The sequence below is a fragment of the Brevundimonas sp. TWP3-1-2b1 genome, assembly GCF_049896165.1.
GTDB classification, from domain to species: Bacteria; Pseudomonadota; Alphaproteobacteria; order Caulobacterales; family Caulobacteraceae; genus Brevundimonas; species Brevundimonas subvibrioides_B.
The window spans coordinates 142,539-161,428 of sequence record NZ_JAFCTT010000006.1; the positions used below are offsets into that span (position 1 = coordinate 142,539).

The following is an 18,890-nucleotide window of genomic DNA, read 5'->3' on the forward strand; positions in this document are numbered from 1 at the left end:
TCGCTTCGCGATCTGCCCTCCCCCAAGGGGGAGGGAGAGGGTATGAGATCGAACATGTCCCTGCGCCCCCTCTTCGTCACCCAGGTCTATGAAGCCTCGCTCGCCGCCGTACCCGGCTTCGGCGATTTCAACGTCGAACTGGCCGAGGCCTGCCGCATGCTGGCGGTCGAGGACGGCGCCGGTCGCGCCTGGTGCAAGGCGCATGGCTATCGCGGCTATACCTCCTATGGCTCGCTGAACGACCTGCCGCACCGACTGCCGGAGTTCGCAGAACTCAAGAAACATCTGGACCGTCACGCCCTGGCCTATGCACGGGCGCTGAACTTCGACCTGGCCCGGAAGCCCCGGCTGGACACGATGTGGGTCAATATCCTCAAGCCCGGCGGCGCCCACTCCGGCCACATCCACCCGCACGCCTTCCTGTCCGGCACCGTCTATGTCGACGTCCCGGACGGCGCCTCGGCCCTGAAGCTGGAAGACCCGCGCCTGCCGATGATGATGGCCCGGCCCTCCGTCGATCCGGACGCGTCCGAGGCGGAACAGCCGTTCGTCTACCTGGCCCCGCAAGCCGGGACGGTCCTGATGTGGGAAAGCTGGCTGCGCCACGAGGTGCCGATGAACGCGGCCAGGTCGGACCGCATCTCGATCAGCTTCAACTACGCCTGAGTTCGCTCAGGGCAGTTTCAGGATGCGGTCGAGGCTGAACGCTCCCGCTCCAAACCGGATCAGATAGAGCAACAGCGCAGCCCACATCAGGTGCGTCGGCCAGCCCAGGGGATAGACGAAGACCTCGATCACGATCGTCATACCCAGCAGCGCCAGGGCAGACACGCGGGTCGCCAAGCCCAGCACGATCAGCACGGGGAACAGATGTTCGGCATAGGTCGCCAGATGCGCGGCGATGTCGCTGGGGATCAGCGGGACGCGATACTCCTCCGCGAACAGGAAATAGGTTCCTTCCGTGATGTCCAGCACTCCCTCAACCTTGGTGCGGCCCGAGAGGAAGAACACGGCCGCGATGGCGACACGGACGATCAGGGTCAGCACGTCGATCGGCAAAAGCCGCTCGATGAGGCGGACGAGTGCTTCAAACCGGGAGGGTCGGGCCTGGGTGTTCATCGAGGTGTCGGTCATCGGTGTCTTTCAGGTTTCAAGACGGGTGAAGACGCCCAGGCCGAGCAGTGCGGCGAACAGGCGCGAGAGGTCGAGCGTCGGGTGATCCAGTCGCAGCATGGCGGCCGCCCGGCCCAGCGGCGCCCCGCGACGGCAGGCGTCCAGAAAACGCCATTGAGGTTCGCTGAGCGCATGGTGCGTCACGGCGTCCTGCGGCCGTACCAGCAGAAGGCCCTCGGGCGCGGCATCCCACATGACCGGCCGGTCCGGATCGGAACCAGGACGATTGGCCCGCCAGATCGACGGCGCGGTCCAGTCGAACCAGAACAGGCGCACGGCGGGATGCAGCACGGCCCGCGCCCCGAACAGGACGGTCGGCGACAGGCCGGAAACGTCCGAAGGGGTCAGCACGGGCGCGTCGGCTGCCCGATGCACTTCGGTCCACGCCCGGTCCAGCCGGCCCACAGGCGCCAGATAGGGAAGGCCTGCCGCAGGCGGGAAGGTTTCGAGCCAGTCGGGGAAGCCATGGCCGTAGTCATCCATGACCGGCCCTGAGGGCGGCTGGCTTCTGGCGAAGATAAGGGCCGCATCGCGGAACCACTCCGCACCGACCAGCCGCTCGATGCTGGGATACAGGGCGGCCAGGGCGTCGGCCCGCGCCTTGGCGACGGTATTCCGATAGACCGCCAGGCCTGCGCGCCCGGCCTCGCCGCCCCGCAGCCAGGGAGCGAGCGCGCTGTCGTCGCCGCTCAGGGCGGCGTGCATGGCGATGTGAAACGGTTCAGGCATGTCGCGCCTCGGCGATCGCGGTCAACACGGCATCCGCACGGTCGCGCTCGGCCATCAGGACGTCGAAGGCCGGGATCGCATCATCGCGCTCGATGAGAGTCGGTCGCGGGCCGATACGGCCGATCGTGCGCGCATAAAGGCTCCAGACGGCCTCGGACACAGGAGCGGCGTGGGTATCGATCAACAGGGCGTCGCCCCATTCAGGATCGGGATCGTGCCCCGCCAGATGGATCTCGCCGATCGCCTCCGGCGCCAGGGCATCCAGATAGGCCGCTGCGCTGCCCCCGAGGTTGTTGACGCTCACATGCACATTGTTGATGTCCAGCAGCAGGCCGCAGCCCGTCGCCGTAACCAGTTCATTGAGAAAAGTCGGTTCGTCCATCTCGTGCCCATTCAGGGACAGATACAGGGCGGGATTTTCGATCAGCAGTCGGCGTCCCAGGGCGTCCTGGGCCCGGCCGATGTTGTCCGCCACCTGGGCCAGCAATCGACGGGTGCGTGGAAACGGCAGAAGGTCTGGATGGTAGACGCCGGCCCGCCGGGACCAGGCCAGATGTTCGGACATCACGAACGGTTCATAACGGTCCGCCAGTGCTCTCAGACGCGCCAGGTGGTCGAGGTCGGGCGGCTCATCGGCAGCGAGCGACAGACCCACCCCGTGGAGCGACAGCGGCTTGTCCCGCCGGATGGCCTCCAGCCAGGCCAGCCGGGGGCCGCCCTCGACCATGTAGTTCTCGGGATGGACCTCGAACCACAGACCCGCCGCCGGACAGGCGAGGGCCTGTTCGTAGTGCTGGGCCTTCAGGCCCAGGCCCGCCGTCAGCCCGAGGGGGTCGGGTGACTGAGGGTATTTTCCGACGGCGGGTCTGGGCATCATCGTGCTGGGTCGGGGGTCAGCGCGAGACGGCGGTGAGCGAGCCGTTGCCGCGCGGCGTCCGGATCGAGGTGCAGGTGCCGGCCGGGACGTTCTTCCAGGCATTGCCCTGATAGTCGCGCACCGAGGTGCCCGCGCAGGTGGTGCCGGGGCCGGCGGCGCAGTCGTTCTTGCCGGCGAGCGAGACGCCGTAGCATTTCTCGACGGCAGGGGCGGCGGTCTGGCCGGCGCCCTGGGCCTGGGCGATACCGGCGCCGGCAATAATGGCTGAGATGGCGGTCAGTCCGGCGACGGCGGCTTTGTTGCGGGTCATGGGGTGTCCTCTGGTATGGCGCGGCCAGGAGTGACCGCATGGTCCAGGTTTCGCGGCGCTGCCCGATCCGGTTACGGAAACCGACGCATGAATATTTTTGCGGTGCGCCGCCGAAAGCCCGTAACCTTCCGGCGTCGGCAGCGAATGCAGAGCGCCCGTGACCAACCGTGAAGCGCATCTCCAGTCTCTCATGCTGCGTGGTCTGGATGGCGACGCGGCGGCCTGGCGCGTGCTGCTGACCGACCTTGGCGCGCACCTGCGCCCCTTCTTCTCCCGCCGACTGTTCGACGGGGGTGCCGACACCGAGGATCTGGTGCAGGAAACCCTGATCGCCATTCACGCCAAACGAACGACCTGGGATCGCAACCAATCCTTCACCGGCTGGGCTTTCGCGATCGCCCGGCACAAACTGATCGACCATCTGCGTCGGCGCGGCAGGCGGCCAACGCACCCGCTGGACGAGGCCTCAGACCTGCTCGCCGACCATACGGTGGAGGACGGTGCGACCCAGGCCGATCTGGGTCGCTGTCTGGCCCTGCTACCGGCACGCCAGCGTCGCCTGATCGAGGACGTGCGCCTCAAGGGACTGACGGTGGCCGAGGCCGCGGCGAACCACGGCTACACCCTGACCGCCGCCAAGGTTTCGATCCACCGATCGATGAAATCCCTCACCGCGCGTTTCGCCTCCACCGACGCCAAGCCCGAGCTGGCCGGGACCGCCTATGATGAAGACTGAAGACCTGATCGACGCCTTGTCGGTGGACCTGCCGCCGTCCGGCAACCGCCAGATCGAACGCAACATCCTGCTGTGGATGATCCCCGCCGCCCTGATGGTGGTTGCGGGCGTCGGCCTGTGGCTTGGGTTTCGCAGCGATCTGGCATCCGCCATGGTTGGTCCGACCTTCTGGGCCAAGGCCGCCTATACCTCGGCTCTGGCGGTGACGGCCTTCTGGCTGCTCGCCCGATTGGGGAGACCAGGCGCGAGCGCCGCTGCGCCCCTGATCGCGCTGATCGCGCTTCTGCTGGGCGTCGCAGGGCTGGCGACCTATGAGATGATCACCATGCCGATGCCCGAGCGGATGCCCGCCCTGATGGGTGATTCAGCCAGGGTCTGCGCCCCCAACATCCTGCTGCTGAGCACATTGGCCGCGCCGTTCGTGTTCTGGGCGGCGCGAGCCTTTGCTCCGACCCGGCCGACCCTCGCAGGGGCGGCTGCCGGCCTTCTGACGGCGGGTTTGGCCACGACGCTCTACGGTCTGCATTGCCCCGAACACACCGCACCGTTCGTCGCCGTCTGGTATTCGCTCGGCATGGGAATGGCGGTGGCCGCCGGCGCGATCGCGGGACGGTTCGTGTTCCGCTGGTAATCGTCGCGGCGCCTTCAATCTGCCGTCTGGACGGCCTAGTGGTTTGCCCTCCGGCGCGGCGGTCGCTACATCCCGCGCCTACCTCCCCATTCGATTTGAACGACAGGGCGCACCGCACCTCATGGCGCAGCAATATATTTTCCAGATGCAGGGCCTGACCAAGGCCTTTCCCGGCGGCAAGAAGATCTTCGAGAACATCTGGCTGAGCTTCTACAACGACGCCAAGATCGGCGTTGTCGGCGTCAACGGCTCGGGCAAGTCCACCCTGCTGAAGATCATGGCCGGCATCGACCCGGAGTTCACCGGCGAGGCCAAGGCCGCTGACGGGATCAAGCGCGGCTATCTGGAGCAGGAACCCCACCTCGACGACAGCCTGAACGTCCGCGAGAACGTCGAGGCCTGGTGCGAAGAGAAGCAGTGGGTCAACCGCTTCAACGCCATCGCCGGCGAGATGGCCGAGGAATACACCGACGAGCTGATGGCCGAGATGACGGCCCTGCAGGAAAAGATCGACGCCGGTGATGTCTGGGACATCGACAGCCGCATCGAGATGGCCATGGACGCCCTGCGCTGCCCGCCCGACGACTGGGAGACGACCAACCTGTCCGGTGGTGAGAAGCGCCGCGTGGCCTTGGCCCGCCTGCTGCTGTCCAAGCCCGACATGCTGCTGCTGGACGAGCCGACCAACCACCTGGACGCCGAAAGCGTCGCCTGGCTGCAGCATCACCTGGAAGCCTTCCCGGGCTGTGTGATCCTGGTCACCCACGACCGCTACTTCCTTGATCTCGTTACGAAATGGACGCTCGAGCTCGACCGCGGCAAGGGCATCCCCTACGAGGGCAACTACTCCGGCTGGCTGGAGCAGAAGCAGAAGCGCGTCGTGCAGGAGAACTCGGAATCCGAGGCTCGCCAACGCGCCCTCACCCGCGAACTGGAATGGGTCCGCTCGGGCGCCAAGGCCCGTCAGGCCAAGTCCAAGGCCCGTCTGGCCGCCTATGAGCGGATGGTCACCGAGCAGGAGAACCTGCGCGGCGCCCAGACCCACGCCGTGATCCAGATCCCGCCCGGCCCGCGCCTTGGCAATGTGGTGCTGGAGGTCGAGGGGCTGAACAAGTCCTATGGCGACAAACTTCTGTTTGACAACCTGACCTTCAAACTGCCGCCCAACGGCATCGTCGGCATCATCGGCCCCAACGGCGCCGGCAAGTCGACCCTGTTCCGCATGATCACCGGCCAGGAAACCCCTGACGGCGGCTCCATCAAGATCGGCGAGACGGTCAAGCTGGCCTATGTCGACCAGTCGCGCGACGCCCTGGACGCCAACAAGACCATCTGGGAAGAGATCTCGGGCGGCACCGATGTGATGATGGTCGGCAAGCGCGAGATCAACACCCGCGCCTATGTCGGCTCCTTCAACTTCAAGGGCGGCGATCAGCAGAAGAAGGTCGGCCAGCTGTCCGGTGGTGAGCGCAACCGCGTCCACCTGGCCAAGACCCTGGCCACCGGCGGCAACCTGATCCTGCTCGACGAACCGACCAATGACCTGGACATCGAGACGCTGCAGAACCTCGAGGAGGCCCTGGAGGAGTTCGCAGGCTGCGCCGTGGTCATCTCCCACGACCGCTGGTTCCTGGACCGGCTGGCGACCCACATCCTGGCCTTCGAGGGCGACAGCCACGTCGAATGGTTCGAGGGCAATTTCGAAGCCTATGAGGAGGACAAGAAGCGCCGCCTCGGCACCGACGCCCTGATCCCGCACCGGATCAAGTTCCAGAAGTTCGGGCGCTAGAAGCCTGATCGTTTGAGACGGAAGCGCTTCGCGCTTCTGTCGAAAGCGTGAATGAGGCTCTCGCTCATATCTGGAGCAGGATCGGCATCAGGACCCGGGCGGCCAGCGGCAACCTGTCCCTGCCGGTGTCAGCGGACCGTGATCCTGTAGGTCGCTGTCTCGGCGGGCGCGTTCGTCTCCCAGGAACGGCTATAGCTGAAGGTCAGGGTAGTCGTGCCCGGTCGTCCGGTGCGGAAACGCCACGATGTGGCGCCGCCGACCCCGACCATGCCGGCCGGATGGGGATCGGTGACCTCGTCTCCGAAGGGCGTACCCGGGAGCAGCAGGTCGTCATGGGTCTCCGCGACCTGCCACTGATAACCCGTGGTGCTGTTGCTCGGCAGTTCGATCAGCAGGGTCTGGCCGACCGCCAGCGTCGTGCGCCCGTCGCGCACGCCCAGCACATCGCCAGTCGCGGCAACGGGCGCGGGTGAGGATTCGCCGGGGCCGGCGTTGCAGGCGGCGAGTGCGAGAACGGAGGCGATCATCAGGCTGGGCATACTGGTCATGGCGCGATCCTCGTCTCCTGCCGGACAAAGTCAAATGTCCAAACCTGTTGACGGACCAGTCGGGAAGCCGCCGGCATTTGCATGCGGCGGCTCGGTGGCTAGGTTGGACGGATGACCCATCGCCCGCACATCCTGATCATGCACTCGCCGCTAGGGCTGCTCACGCCTGTGCTGGAGAGCGCCTACGACGTCCACCGGCTTTGGGAGCATCCGCCGGTGGAGGCGCAGGGGCTGATCGAGGCGGCGATCGTGCTCGGCGAGGCGCCGCTCGACACGGCGGTAATCGAGCGGCTGCCGAATCTGAAGCTGATCGCCTGTTTCACCTCGGGCTATGACGGAATCGATATCGACTGGTGCGCGGCGCGGGGGCTGCCGGTGACCCATGCGCCGGCAGTGAACCACGAGGATGTGGCCGACCATGCGCTGGGGCTGATCCTCGGCTCGGTGCGGCGGATCGTGGACGGGGACCGGACGCTGAGGGCCGGCGAATGGACCCTGGACGCGCGGCTGATGACACCGTCGATGAAGGGGCGGCGGGTCGGCATCGTCGGCCTGGGTCTGATCGGCGAGGCAGTGGCGAGACGGGTCGAGGTCATGGGATGTCCGGTGGCCTGGTGGGGCCCGAGGGCGAAGGACTCGCCCTGGCCGCGCGCGGAGTCGCTGCTGGAGCTGGCGCGGGACAGCGATGTGCTGGTGGTGGCCTGTCGGGCGGATGAGACCAACCGGGGGCTGATCTCGGCCGGGGTGATCGAGGCCCTGGGGCCGAACGGTGTGCTGGTCAATGTGGCGCGCGGCTCGCTGGTGGACGAGGACGCCCTGATCGACGCGCTGAAGGCCGGCCGGCTGGGCCAGGCGGCGCTGGACGTGTTCGAGACCGAGCCGACGCCGGCGGCGCGCTGGGCGGACGTGCCCAATCTCCTGCTGACGCCGCATACGGGAGGCGCGACGTCGGAGGCGGTGCAGGGAATGCTGGTGCTGCTGATGCGGAACCTCGCCGCCGCCGTGGCCGGGGAGCCGCTGGTCACGCCGGTGGTTCGCAGCTAGTCAGCGTCGCTCTTTTCCCGTGCATCCCCGCGAAGGCGGGGACCCAGGTTTTGGCCTCTCCCCCGGCCATGCGCAGCGCTGCCCCCAAACGTCCTGCCTCATAAAAGAACCGGGTCCCCGCCTTCGCGGGGATGCACGGTATGGGTAAGGTGCCGCCATCCTCTCTCAGAGATCATTTGCATTGACCGACGCAGCCGCAGCCGCCGACGCCCAGACCACAGCCCTGACGCTGGAATGCTATCCGATGCGGGACGACCCGCCGCGCATGGTTCCAGGCCGGCCCGAGCGCGACTGGATGGACGAGTTCGCCGGGCGGCATCCGTATCGCTGCCTGCCGCTGACCATGGCCAACACCACGGGGTGGGAGTTGCTGTGCCCGTTCGGGTTCGAGGCCGAGTGGGACGGGCGGATGGGGGCGGATTCGATCACCTTCCGACCCGATGCGGACGCGCTTTATTTCGATCATTTCGCGGCCTCGCACTTCACCGAGGGAGTGCTGACGTTTCACACCGGCTGGCTGTTCCGGACGCCGCCAGGCTGGGCGATGCGGGCCTCAGGCGTGCCGAACCGGTTCAAGCATGGGATCCAGGCGCTGGAAGGCCTGACCGAGACGGACTGGCTGCCCTATCCGTTCACGATGAACTGGCGTTTCACCGCGCCCGGCGTGATCCGGTTCGAGAAGGACGAGCCCTTCTGCTTCCTGCAGCCGGTTCAGCATCACCGGGTCGAGGCCTTCGTCCCCGTCCGGGCCAGCATGGACCCCGAGGGCGATCTGGCGCTGCAGTACCGGAAATGGTCGGAGGTGCGGACCGACTTTAATACGCGCATGGCCGCCGGAGACCCGGAGGCTATCAAACAGGCGTGGCAGCGCTTCTATTTCCGCGGAGAGTTCCCCGACAGGATCGCCGAGGCGCCGGTCGAACACGTCAACAAGCGCCGCCTCGCCCCCCTTCCCGACGCCCCGTCGGCGGAACCCGCACCGCCGTCGAAGGCGCACGTCGGGTTCAGGACGTGGAGCGCGACGAGGAAGGCCTGACCGTCGGTTTCCGTCTTCACATCATATAAGGATATCCTTATATGATTACCCTATGTCGCTGACCGCCGATCAGACTGTCGAAGCCCTGCGCGCCGCCGGCGAGCCGACGCGTCTGCGCATCCTGTCGCTACTGGCCGGCGAGGAGTTGTCGGTGATGGAGCTGGGCCGCGTGCTGGAGCAGAGCCAGCCGCGCGTGTCGCGTCACCTCAAGCTGATGGCCGACGCCGGCCTGATCGAGCGATTCCCGGACGGCGCCCGCGTCTTCTACCGCGTCTCGCACGAGCTGCTGGCCCGGCGGCTGATCGACACGGTCCTGGACCTGCTGGACGACGGCGAGGGCGAGGCGGATCACAGGCGGCTGGAGGCCGTGCGCGACGAGCGGGCCACCGCCGCCGCCGCCTATTTCGAGCAGGTCGCGCCGAGCTGGGATCGCATCCGCTCCCTCTATGTGTCCGAAACGGCGGTGGAGAGCGCGATCGAGCGCGCCGCCGGGCCGGGACCGTTCGAACGGGTCGTCGACCTGGGGACCGGTTCGGGCCGGATGCTGACGCTCCTGGGCAAGAAGGCGAAGATGTCGATTGGCCTCGACCTGTCGCAGAACATGCTCAACATCGCCCGGGCCAATGTCGTCAAGGCGGGGCTGGAGAAGGTCGAGCTGCGCCACGGCGACATCTTCGCGACGCGCCTGCCCGCCGGTTCGGCGGATATGGTGCTGGTGCACCAGGTGTTGCACTACCTCGCCGATCCGGGCGCAGCGGTGGCCGAGGCGGCGCGGCTGGTGTCGCCCGGCGGCAAGCTGCTGATCGTCGACTTCGCCCCGCATGACCTCGAGCGGCTGCGCGAGGAGCACCAGCATCGCAGGCTGGGCTTCGCCGACGACGAGATCGGGCGCTGGCTGGCCGAGGCCGGCCTCGACGCCTCCGCCTCCATCGCCCTTCCCCCCGACACGGCCGGGCTGACAGTCACCATCTGGACCGCGACACGACCTGCTGTCGCATCAAGGGCCCACGCCCTAAGGAACATCGCCTGATGGCCGCTGCAGTTTCTCCGCTCGCCGAGGCCCGCGCCTTGCTGCTGTCGCCGCTGGGACCGGTCGCCCGCGCGGGCCAGAACGCCAATCCGGTGCGCGTCTCGTTCGAGTTCTTCCCGCCCAAGACCGACAAGGCCGAAGAGACCCTGTGGCAGGCGGTGCGCCGGCTGGAGCCGCTTTACCCCGAGTTCGTGTCCGTTACCTACGGCGCCGGCGGCTCGACCCGCGAGCGGACGCACCGGACCGTGCAGCGGATGCTGACCGAGACGACGCTGAAGCCCGCCGCCCACCTGACCTGCGTCGACGCCAGCCGTAGCGAGGTCGACGAGGTCATCCGCGACTACAAGGCCATCGGCGTAAACCACATCGTGGCCCTGAGGGGGGATCCGCCGGGCGGGGCCGGCATCGGCGGCGTCTACACGCCCCGCGCCGACGGCTACGCCAACGCCACCGAACTGACCCAGGCGATCAGCCGCGTCGGCGGCTTCGACGTCACCGTCGGCGTCTATCCGGAACGCCATCCGGAAAGCCCGTCGATCGACCACGACATCGACGTGCTGAAGGCCAAGATCGACGCCGGGGCGACCCGCGCGGTCAGCCAGTTCTTCTTCGACATCGACGCCTTCCTGCGCTTCCACGACCGGGTGCGGGCGGCGGGGGTGACCATCCCCCTGATCCCCGGGATCATGCCGGTGTCGAACTTCGCCGGCCTGGTGCGGATGTGCGGGTCGTGCGGCGCCTCGGTCCCCGACTGGTTGGCCGCCCACTTCGAAGGCCTCGACGACGACCCCGAGACCCGCAAGCTGCTGGCCGCCTCGGTCGCCGCCGAGACCTGCGCCCGGCTGCAGGAAGAGGGCTTCTCCGACTTCCACTTCTACACCCTGAACCGCGCCGACCTGGTTTATGCGATCTGCCGCGTCCTGGGCGTCCGCGAACAGAAGGCTAACTGATGACCCGCGCCGAACGCATCGCCGCCCTGCACAAGGCCGCAGCCGAGCGCATCCTCGTCCTCGACGGATCGTGGGGCGTGATGATCCAGCGCGTCGGGCTGGAGGAGGCCGACTTCCGCGGCGACCGCTTTGTTGAGGCCAATGGTTACAACGAAAAGGACCAGATGAAGGGCAACAACGACATCCTGTGCATCACCCGCCCGGATGTCATCGCCGACCTTCACGACCAGTATTTCGCCGCCGGCGCAGACATCTCGGAGACCAACACCTTCTCCGGCACCATCATCGCCCAGGACGACTACAAGCTCGACGAACAGGCGGTCTGGGATATCAATCTGGAGGGTGCGAAACTGGCGCGCGCCGCCGCTGACCGCTGGACCGGGAAGCAGCCGCACAAGCCGCGCTTCGCCGCCGGTTCGATCGGGCCGCTGAACAAGATGCTGTCGATGTCGTCGGACGTGAACGATCCCGGCGCGCGCCTGGTCACCTTCGACCAGGTCTATGACGCCTATCGCCATCAGATCCGCGCCCTGAACGAGGGCGGGGTCGACCTGTATCTGATCGAAACCATCACCGACACGCTGAACTGCAAGGCCTGTATCAAGGCGATCAAGGACCTTGAGGACGAGGGCATGGAGGCCCTGCCGATCTGGATCTCGGGCACCATCACCGACCGCTCGGGCCGGACCCTGTCGGGCCAGACGGCCGAGGCCTTCTGGAACAGCGTGCGCCACGCCAAGCCTTTCGCCGTCGGCTTCAACTGCGCGCTCGGCGCCGACCTGATGCGACCGTTCATCGCCGAACTGAGCCGCGTCGCCGACACCCTGGTCGCCGCCTACCCCAATGCCGGCCTGCCCAACGCGATGGGCCAGTACGACGAGGAGCCGCACGAGACCGCGCACTTCATCGAGGAATGGGCCGCGTCGGGGCTGGTGAACATCGTCGGCGGCTGCTGCGGCACCACGCCGGAGCATATCCGGCACACGGCGGAGGCCGTCGCGACACTGCCGACGCGGGAAATCCCCGAGCGGCCGGTGGCGATGCGTCTGTCGGGTCTGGAACCGTTCGAGCTGGTGGCGTGATGTGTTTTGACTTCCGCTCATCCCCGCGAAAGCGGGGACCCAGTTCTTTGGGCGATCGGTCCCGCCGGGCGCGCCCTGACATCAATCCCATGCACCGTGCCTCACGAAAGCACTGGGTCCCCGCTTTCGCGGGGATGAGCGGAGTTTTCGAGTGAGACCCATCTTCATCAACGTCGGCGAACGGACCAACGTCACCGGCTCGGCCAAATTCAAGAAGCTGGTCATCGACGGCGACTACTCCGCCGCCCTGACCGTGGCGCGCCAGCAGGTCGAGGCCGGCGCCCAGATCATCGACATCAACATGGACGAGGGCCTGCTGGATTCGCAGCAGGCCATGGTCACCTTCCTCAACCTGATCGCGGCCGAGCCCGACATCGCCCGCGTGCCGGTGATGATCGACTCGTCCAAATGGGAAGTCATCGAGGCGGGCCTGAAGTGCGTTCAGGGCAAGCCGATCGTCAACTCCATCTCCATGAAGGCGGGCGAGGCCGAGTTCCGCGAACAGGCGGTCAAATGCCTGCGCTACGGCGCCGCCGTGGTGGTCATGGCCTTTGACGAGGTGGGCCAGGCCGACACCGCCGCGCGCAAGATCGAGATCTGCACACGGGCTTACCGGATCCTCGTGGACGAGGTCGGCTTCCCGCCCGAAGACATCATTTTCGATCCCAACATCTTCGCCGTGGCGACGGGGATCGAGGAGCACGACAACTATGCCGTCGACTTCATCGAGGCGGTCAAGGTCATCAAGGCCACCCTGCCCTACGCCCGGATCTCGGGCGGGGTGTCGAACGTGTCGTTCAGCTTCCGCGGCAACGAGCCGGTGCGTCGGGCCATCCACAGCGTCTTCCTGTACCACGCCATCTCGGCGGGCATGGACATGGGCATCGTCAACGCCGGCGACCTGCCCGTCTATACGGACATCGAACCGACGCTGAGGGAAGCCGTCGAGGACGTGATCCTGAACCGGCCGCAGCGGACCAATGTCTCCAACACCGAACGCCTCGTCGACCTCGCCCCCAACTACAAGGGCGACAAGGGAGTGGCGCGGGTCGTCGACCTGAAGTGGCGCGACCAGCCCGTCGGCAAGCGGATCGAACACGCCCTGGTCAACGGCATCACGACCTTCATCGACGCCGACACCGAGGAGGCCCGCCTGTCATTCGACCGGCCGCTGCACGTCATCGAGGGTCCGCTGATGGACGGGATGAACGTGGTCGGCGACCTGTTCGGCTCGGGCAAGATGTTCCTGCCGCAGGTGGTGAAGTCCGCCCGGGTGATGAAACAGGCCGTGGCCTGGCTCAATCCCTTCATGGAGGCCGAGAAGGCCGGCAAGCCGCGCGAACAGGCGGGGCGCATCCTGATGGCGACGGTCAAGGGCGACGTCCACGACATCGGCAAGAATATCGTCGGCGTGGTCCTGCAATGTAACAACTACGAGGTCATCGATCTGGGCGTCATGGTCCCGGCCGACCGCATCCTGGACGCCGCGATCGAGCACAAGGTCGACATCATCGGCCTGTCGGGCCTGATCACACCCAGCCTCGACGAGATGGTGTTCGTGGCCCGCGAGATGGAGCGGCGCGGCTTTGATATCCCCCTGCTGATCGGCGGGGCGACCACCAGCCGGACCCATACGGCGGTCAAGATCGAGCCAGGCTATCGCGCGGGTTCCACCACCTATGTCGTCGACGCCTCCAGAGCCGTCGGCGTGGTCTCGGGCCTGCTGTCGAAGACCGAGCGGGCGAAGAACGAGGCCCTGACCCGCGACGAATACATCCGCATCCGCGAGCAGTACGCCCGGGGCCAGGAGGTCAAGGCGCGCGCAACCCTGCCCCAGGCGCGCGAGAACCGGTTCAACATCGATCCGACCCAGGCCATGCCCGGCGCACCGTCCTTCATCGGAATCAAGGCCTTCGACAGCTGGGACCTTCAGGACCTCGCCGACCACATCGACTGGACGCCCTTCTTCGCCAGCTGGGAGCTGATCGGCCGCTATCCGCTGATCCTGGAGGACGAGATCGTCGGCGAGGCGGCCAAGGACCTGTTCGCCGACGCTCAGGTCATGCTGAAGCGGATCATCGACGAGAAGTGGTTCACGGCCAGGGGCGTGGTCGGCTTCTGGCCCGCCAATGCGGTCGGCGACGACGTCGCCGTCTACGCTGACGAGACCCGGACCGAGGAGATCGCCCGTTTCCACACCCTGCGCCAGCAGATCAGGAAGTCGAACGGCAAGCCGAACCTGGCCCTGTCGGACTTCGTCGCCGAGACCGGTCAGGACTATATCGGCGCCTTCGCGGTGACCACGGGCCACGGCGAACTGGAAGCCTCGAAGCGGTTCAAGGACGCAGGCGACGACTATTCCGCCATCATGGCCTCGGCCCTTGCGGACCGTCTGGCCGAGGCCTTCGCGGAGCGGCTGCACAAGGAGGTCCGCACCCAGCTCTGGGGCTATGCGGCCGCCGAGGCGGCCAGCGTGGACGAGCTGATCGCCGAACAGTACCAGGGCATCCGCCCGGCGCCCGGCTATCCGGCCCAGCCCGATCATACCGAGAAAGCCACCCTGTTCCGCCTGCTGCAGGCCGAACGGAATGCCGGCATGGCCCTGACCGAAAGCTTCGCCATGACACCCCCGGCCTCGGTCTCGGGCCTGTATTTCGGCCACCCCGGTAGCCACTATTTCGGCGTCGGCAAGATCGATCTGGATCAGATCGAGGACTACGCGACCCGCAAGGGCTGGGACGTCGCGACCGCCGAACGCTGGCTGTCGCCGATCCTCAACTATGAGCCGGGCGCCGCACCGCGGGTGGCGGCGGCATAATCCTCCCCCATTGGGGGAGGTGGCGCGGCGCGCCTTCGCGCCGTGACGGAGGGGGCCCGCCGCGATCGACAGAGTGTGGGGTTAGCCCCCTCCACCGCTCTGCGGTCCCCCTCCCCCGACGGGGGAGGATTACTCCTTCGGCACGCCCACGTCGTCCAGACCGGCCTGATCCAGGGTCACCGGCGGCGTCGTGATGTTCTCGCGCACCCGGCGGGCGGCATGTTCGCAACGGCCGGGCAGGCCGAAGAACAGACCGAAGGCCTCGCTGCGCGCGCGTTCGTCTTCCTGCGCCTGCAGGGGAACCCATTTGGCGGCGGCGTCCGCCTCTGCGGCGCGGGCGGCGGCAAGGGTCGCGGGCGTCTGGCGGCCCTGACCGGCGCGAAGCGCATCCCGGAAGTCCGCCGCCTCCAGCCCGCCCAGACGGATAATGTCGCGATCGAGGTCGTCGGCGCTCGTCAGGCTGCGACCAAGCGCGATATGACCCTCCACCAAGGCGGCGCACCAGGCCACCAGAGGATAGTCCTGTTCCGGCGCGCCGCGCGGCAGGGGCGTCTCATAGGCGATGGCCTCGCGCGCCCGCAGCGCATCGACGCTCTCTCCGGCATCGCGGGCGGTGACGACCGGGCCGTCATCCTGTTGGGCGAAGGCGGGCGCCGCGGCCCCGGACTGAACGGCGAGGGCCAGGACGAGGAGCGAGGCGGCAAGACGAAGGCGCATGGACGGTCCGTGATCTGTGTTCAGGGGTATCGCCCCACCCAAGGCGTGAAGCGTCGCAATGGTTTTTCTGCGGCGCCCGTTGTCCGAAAAAAAGGGCGGCGGACCTGAAGATCCGCCGCCCAGTCATGCTCGTGGAGTCGTCGTGAAGTCTAGAACGCCCAGTCGAAGCCGAAGCGCACGGAGCGCGGGGCCTGATAGACGGTCGGCGCGCCGTAGGTCGCATCCAGGTTGCCGGAGTCGTCTTCGCCGAACTCGTTGATCTGCGTCACGCCTTGCAGGTTGAAGACGTTGATGATGTCAGCACGCAGAACCAGGTTGCCCGGAACGATGTCGTCCAGCGAGTAACGCAGGGCGAGGTCGAAGCGGGTCGTCCAGTCGCTTTCCAGGGCCGAGCCACGATCGACCACAAGGCTTGGCGAGGTCGCGCTGGCCTTACAGAATCGAGCGGCCGCACCGTAGGAATCGTTAGCGACGGCACCGTCCCCGTTTGCGTAGTCGGGCGGGGCCAGACCGATGCAGCCGTAGTGGCGGGGAGATGTGACCGAGAGGTTGGCGCCGACGGTGAAGTTGTCGAACACCTGCCACGAGCCGTACAGTTTGAACTGGTGGGCGCGGTGGTTCGGCAGCAGCCCCGCCGAACCCGGCAGGAACGACAGGAAGTCGAAGTCCTGGGTGATGCCAGCGTCGACCTGGCCCACGTCGGACTTGACGCCGCCTTCGGTGTTACCATCCGACTTCGACAGGGTGTAGGAGCCGGTCAGGCCCCAGACGCCGTCGAAGGCGCGGTCGAAGGTGAACTCCAGCGCAGTGTATTCGCGACGGACCTTCGGGAAGGGCAGATCGGCTTCGGTCAGGTTGATCGTCTGTTCCGACAGCACGCCCGCCGCGTTCGGCAGGTCGACCACGATGGTCGCAGCCGAGCCCGGGTTGATGATCCGGTACAGCGATTGACCGTTGTACAGATCGAAGCAGCCGGTGTGCTGGGCGTTGGTCAGCGCGATATTGTTCCGGCGGCAATAGTTCACGACGCCGCTGTCGAGCAGCGCATCTTCGGCGATCGTGCCGAGGTTGCGGTAGATCGCCTTGACGCCCAGCGTCCACAGGTCCGACACCTGGGACTCGTAGCCGACGATGAACTCGTCCTCGTAGGTCGCTTCGAGGTTGGTGGCGACCAGGGTGCGCGGATCGGGTTGCGAACCGTTGTTACGAACCGAGCAGGAGATCGCACCGGCCGGAGCCGTCGTGCCCGTGCCCGCCGGGCAAGCCTGGAAGCTCGGGCGGTTGGTGATCTGCGGTCCGAAGCCGCCGGTCGGCAGACCGGTGGTGGCGTCGAAGCCCGTGGTCGAACCGGCCGAGCCGCCGAAGAAGCGCGCGCTGCCGGTCGGCAGGTAGAACTCGGTGATGTCGATCGCCGGCGCCGCGATGCGGAACGCGGTGTTCGAAACCGGCGGCAGGAAGTAGCGACCATAGCTGCCGTAGAACTTCGACGTGCCGTCGCCGATCGGATCGTAGGTGGCGCCGAGACGGGCCGCGTAGTTGTTCTCGAAGTCGATGAAGGTGACACCGGCGGTGTTCGCGGTCTGGAAGTTGTCGTTGCGGAAGCCGATCTGGAGGTTCAGGCGGTCGCTGACGTCCCACGAATCATGGATGTAGTAGGCTTCGTTGACGCCGTCGAAACCGCCGCCCGAGGTGAAGATACGGCGGGTGGCGTATTCCTGGCCGACCGTGATGCCCAGCGAGGTCGCCGTCGCGGCCGAGGCGGTGTTGTAGACGTAGTTGCCGCCGCCGTTGCGGATCGAGAAGGTCGTCAGCGTCGTGTCTTCGTGGTCGTAGCCGAAGCGGACGTGGTGCTGGCCGAACAGGTCGAAATACACGTCGGCGTCAGCACGGTAGAACTTGCGTTCCGCCAGTTGTGGCGACGATGCAGCAGAGGTCTGACGGCTGCGACGGGCGTTGCTCAGGCTCAGGCCCGCCGCGTCGCGGCGGGCGTCCTGAACCAGCGATTCCGCAGTCGGTTGAACCAGGCTGGACGAGTCGATGGTGGTTTCGCCGTAGGCGGCCGAAACGGTCAGCCAGTCGGTGAAGGTGCCGGTGTAGCGACCGACCCAGTTCTCCCCGCCCTGATTCAGCAGGGTCGAGTTCAGCGCCGTCGTTCCGATCGCGCCCGTGCCCGGGGTGTAGTTGAAGGCCGTACGGGTGCGCGAGCTGGTCGTGTCGAAATAGGTGAACTCCAGACGGTGATCGGCGGTGATGTAGCCGTCCAGCTTGACGCCGTAGAAGGGATCGTCGCTGAACACGTCGCGGTTCAACGTGCCCGTGGTGCCCGCGCTGGAGGCCGACTGGGACTCCGTATCGTTGTAGGCGACGATGCCGTAGGCGAACAGGCGATCACGGATAATCGGGCCGCCGACTTCGAGTGTCAGGGTCTTTTCTTCGAACTCGGCGAGGGCGTTCACGGCGCCGGCGTACTGCGGGCCGGACGGCGTGTTCGGGGCATCCTCACGCAGCGAGTCGGGCGCCCAGGTGCCGTGCAGTTCGACGACGAAGTCGTTGGTGCCGGACTTGGTCGTGGCGTTGATGATGCCGCCGGTAGCGCGGCCGAACTCGGCGGAATAGCCGCCGGTCTTCACTTCCACATTCTTGTAGAACTCGAACGGCACAGTCGCGCCGCCCAGGCCGGTCACGAAGTTCGTGATGTTCAGGCCGTTGACGAAGAAGGCGTTTTCAGCCGGGCCCGAGCCGCCGAGGGCCGGAGGAGCCTGCAGTTGGGACTGACCGATCGCGAACTGCGAGTCGCCAACGACGGCGCCTGGAGCCAGCAGGGTGATGGCGGTGATGTTACGGGCGACCGGGACGTTCTCGATCAGCTGGTCAACGTCGATCGACACGCCGGTGGCGGCGCGCGACATGTCCAGCGAGCGACGAACGCCCGTGACGACGATATCGTCGACGTCCGAGCCCGAGGCTCCGGCGGCGCCGAGCGTGAAGACGTAGCTGTTGTTGCCGAGGCCGACCGAGACGTCATCCGACACATTGTCGAAGCCCGAGGCGGCGACCGTCACCGTGTAGGAACCAGTCGGGATAAGCGGAACGCGGAACTGACCGTTGGCGCCGGTGGTGGCGCTGCGGCTGATGCCCTGGGCGTTGGAGACGACGGTGACCGTGGCGCCGGAGATCGGCTCGCCATTGGCTCCTCCAACGGTCCCGGTCAGGGTGCCGTTGGTATAGTCCTGCGCCACTGCGGCGGTCGGCGCGGCAACGAGCGCGACCACGGGCAGGGCTGCGAGGGCCAGAATGGCCGCGCCGCCCATCATCGTGGTGGCGAGCATGCGCTGCCGGATGGATTGGATTCTCAAGATCGTTCTCCTGAAACGATGGCGCAGCCCTCCGCCGCACCGACTGGTCATCGCGCGACTCTGA

The 18,890-nt window shown here is 66.9% G+C and carries 17 protein-coding genes; 10 read left to right on the forward strand and 7 right to left on the reverse strand.

Features of this window, described 5'->3' with window-relative positions:
• Nucleotides 1–54: 54 nt before the first annotated feature.
• Complete coding sequence (locus tag ACP7AB_RS07700; RefSeq protein WP_425989568.1) at nt 55–666, forward strand: TIGR02466 family protein; 612 nt, start codon at nt 55–57, stop codon at nt 664–666.
• Nucleotides 667–672: 6 nt separating this feature from the next.
• On the opposite strand, the gene ACP7AB_RS07705 is transcribed toward ACP7AB_RS07700, so the two are convergent.
• The 4 genes from ACP7AB_RS07705 to ACP7AB_RS07720 are packed head-to-tail and all read right to left on the reverse strand — an operon-like array spanning nt 673 to nt 3,089.
• Nucleotides 673–1,134 (reverse strand): DoxX family protein, encoded by a 462-nt coding sequence (locus ACP7AB_RS07705; RefSeq protein WP_425989566.1) that lies wholly within the window; start codon nt 1,132–1,134, stop codon nt 673–675.
• Between the two features lie 9 nt (nt 1,135–1,143).
• Nucleotides 1,144–1,902, reverse strand: a complete 759-nt coding sequence (locus ACP7AB_RS07710; protein ID WP_425989564.1) for a putative DNA-binding domain-containing protein — start codon at nt 1,900–1,902, stop codon at nt 1,144–1,146.
• The gene (locus tag ACP7AB_RS07715; protein WP_425989773.1) at nt 1,895–2,776 is read right to left on the reverse strand and encodes a DUF692 domain-containing protein; all 882 of its coding nucleotides are present in this window, start codon (nt 2,774–2,776) and stop codon (nt 1,895–1,897) included. Before ACP7AB_RS07715 ends, ACP7AB_RS07710 begins: the two co-directional genes overlap by 8 nt.
• A gap of 19 nt (nt 2,777–2,795) precedes the next feature.
• Complete coding sequence (locus ACP7AB_RS07720) at nt 2,796–3,089, reverse strand: DUF2282 domain-containing protein (protein WP_425989562.1); 294 nt, start codon at nt 3,087–3,089, stop codon at nt 2,796–2,798.
• A 157-nt stretch (nt 3,090–3,246) separates the two neighbouring features.
• Between ACP7AB_RS07720 and ACP7AB_RS07725 the strand changes: the two genes are divergently transcribed.
• From ACP7AB_RS07725 to ettA, 3 genes are all read left to right on the forward strand, one after another.
• Nucleotides 3,247–3,825, forward strand: a complete 579-nt coding sequence (locus ACP7AB_RS07725) for a sigma-70 family RNA polymerase sigma factor (RefSeq protein WP_425989560.1) — start codon at nt 3,247–3,249, stop codon at nt 3,823–3,825.
• Complete coding sequence (locus ACP7AB_RS07730) at nt 3,812–4,456, forward strand: NrsF family protein (RefSeq protein WP_425989559.1); 645 nt, start codon at nt 3,812–3,814, stop codon at nt 4,454–4,456. Before ACP7AB_RS07725 ends, ACP7AB_RS07730 begins: the two co-directional genes overlap by 14 nt.
• Before the next feature lie 121 nt (nt 4,457–4,577).
• Entirely contained in the window at nt 4,578–6,245 is a 1,668-nt protein-coding gene (ettA, locus tag ACP7AB_RS07735; RefSeq protein ID WP_425989557.1) for an energy-dependent translational throttle protein EttA, read from the forward strand.
• Nucleotides 6,246–6,373: 128 nt separating this feature from the next.
• Here ettA and ACP7AB_RS07740 read toward each other — a convergent pair whose 3' ends face one another.
• Nucleotides 6,374–6,793 (reverse strand): protease inhibitor I42 family protein, encoded by a 420-nt coding sequence (locus ACP7AB_RS07740; protein ID WP_425989555.1) that lies wholly within the window; start codon nt 6,791–6,793, stop codon nt 6,374–6,376.
• A gap of 111 nt (nt 6,794–6,904) precedes the next feature.
• Here ACP7AB_RS07740 and ACP7AB_RS07745 point away from each other — a divergent pair, with 111 nt between their 5' ends.
• The 6 genes from ACP7AB_RS07745 (at nt 6,905) to metH (ending at nt 14,753) form a co-directional block, all read left to right on the forward strand.
• On the forward strand, nt 6,905–7,837 hold the full coding sequence (locus ACP7AB_RS07745; protein ID WP_425989553.1) for a 2-hydroxyacid dehydrogenase: 933 nt from the start codon (nt 6,905–6,907) through the stop codon (nt 7,835–7,837).
• Nucleotides 7,838–8,060: 223 nt separating this feature from the next.
• The gene (locus tag ACP7AB_RS07750; RefSeq protein ID WP_425989771.1) at nt 8,061–8,873 is read left to right on the forward strand and encodes a DUF6065 family protein; all 813 of its coding nucleotides are present in this window, start codon (nt 8,061–8,063) and stop codon (nt 8,871–8,873) included.
• Nucleotides 8,874–8,925: 52 nt separating this feature from the next.
• Nucleotides 8,926–9,903: an ArsR/SmtB family transcription factor gene (locus ACP7AB_RS07755; RefSeq protein WP_425989551.1), complete on the forward strand. Its 978-nt coding sequence runs from the start codon at nt 8,926–8,928 to the stop codon at nt 9,901–9,903.
• Nucleotides 9,903–10,853 carry a methylenetetrahydrofolate reductase [NAD(P)H] gene (gene metF, locus ACP7AB_RS07760; RefSeq protein ID WP_425989549.1) on the forward strand — a complete coding sequence of 317 codons (951 nt, stop codon included), beginning with the start codon at nt 9,903–9,905 and terminating at the stop codon, nt 10,851–10,853. The genes ACP7AB_RS07755 and metF overlap by 1 nt, the downstream gene beginning before the upstream one ends.
• Nucleotides 10,853–11,935 (forward strand): homocysteine S-methyltransferase family protein, encoded by a 1,083-nt coding sequence (locus ACP7AB_RS07765; RefSeq protein WP_425989547.1) that lies wholly within the window; start codon nt 10,853–10,855, stop codon nt 11,933–11,935. The genes metF and ACP7AB_RS07765 overlap by 1 nt, the downstream gene beginning before the upstream one ends.
• A gap of 151 nt (nt 11,936–12,086) precedes the next feature.
• Entirely contained in the window at nt 12,087–14,753 is a 2,667-nt protein-coding gene (gene metH / locus ACP7AB_RS07770; protein WP_425989545.1) for a methionine synthase, read from the forward strand.
• 129 nt (nt 14,754–14,882) lie between these two features.
• On the opposite strand, the gene ACP7AB_RS07775 is transcribed toward metH, so the two are convergent.
• Complete coding sequence (locus ACP7AB_RS07775; RefSeq protein ID WP_425989543.1) at nt 14,883–15,470, reverse strand: hypothetical protein; 588 nt, start codon at nt 15,468–15,470, stop codon at nt 14,883–14,885.
• A 149-nt stretch (nt 15,471–15,619) separates the two neighbouring features.
• On the reverse strand, nt 15,620–18,826 hold the full coding sequence (locus ACP7AB_RS07780) for a TonB-dependent receptor (RefSeq protein WP_425989541.1): 3,207 nt from the start codon (nt 18,824–18,826) through the stop codon (nt 15,620–15,622).
• Nucleotides 18,827–18,890: the final 64 nt, after the last annotated feature.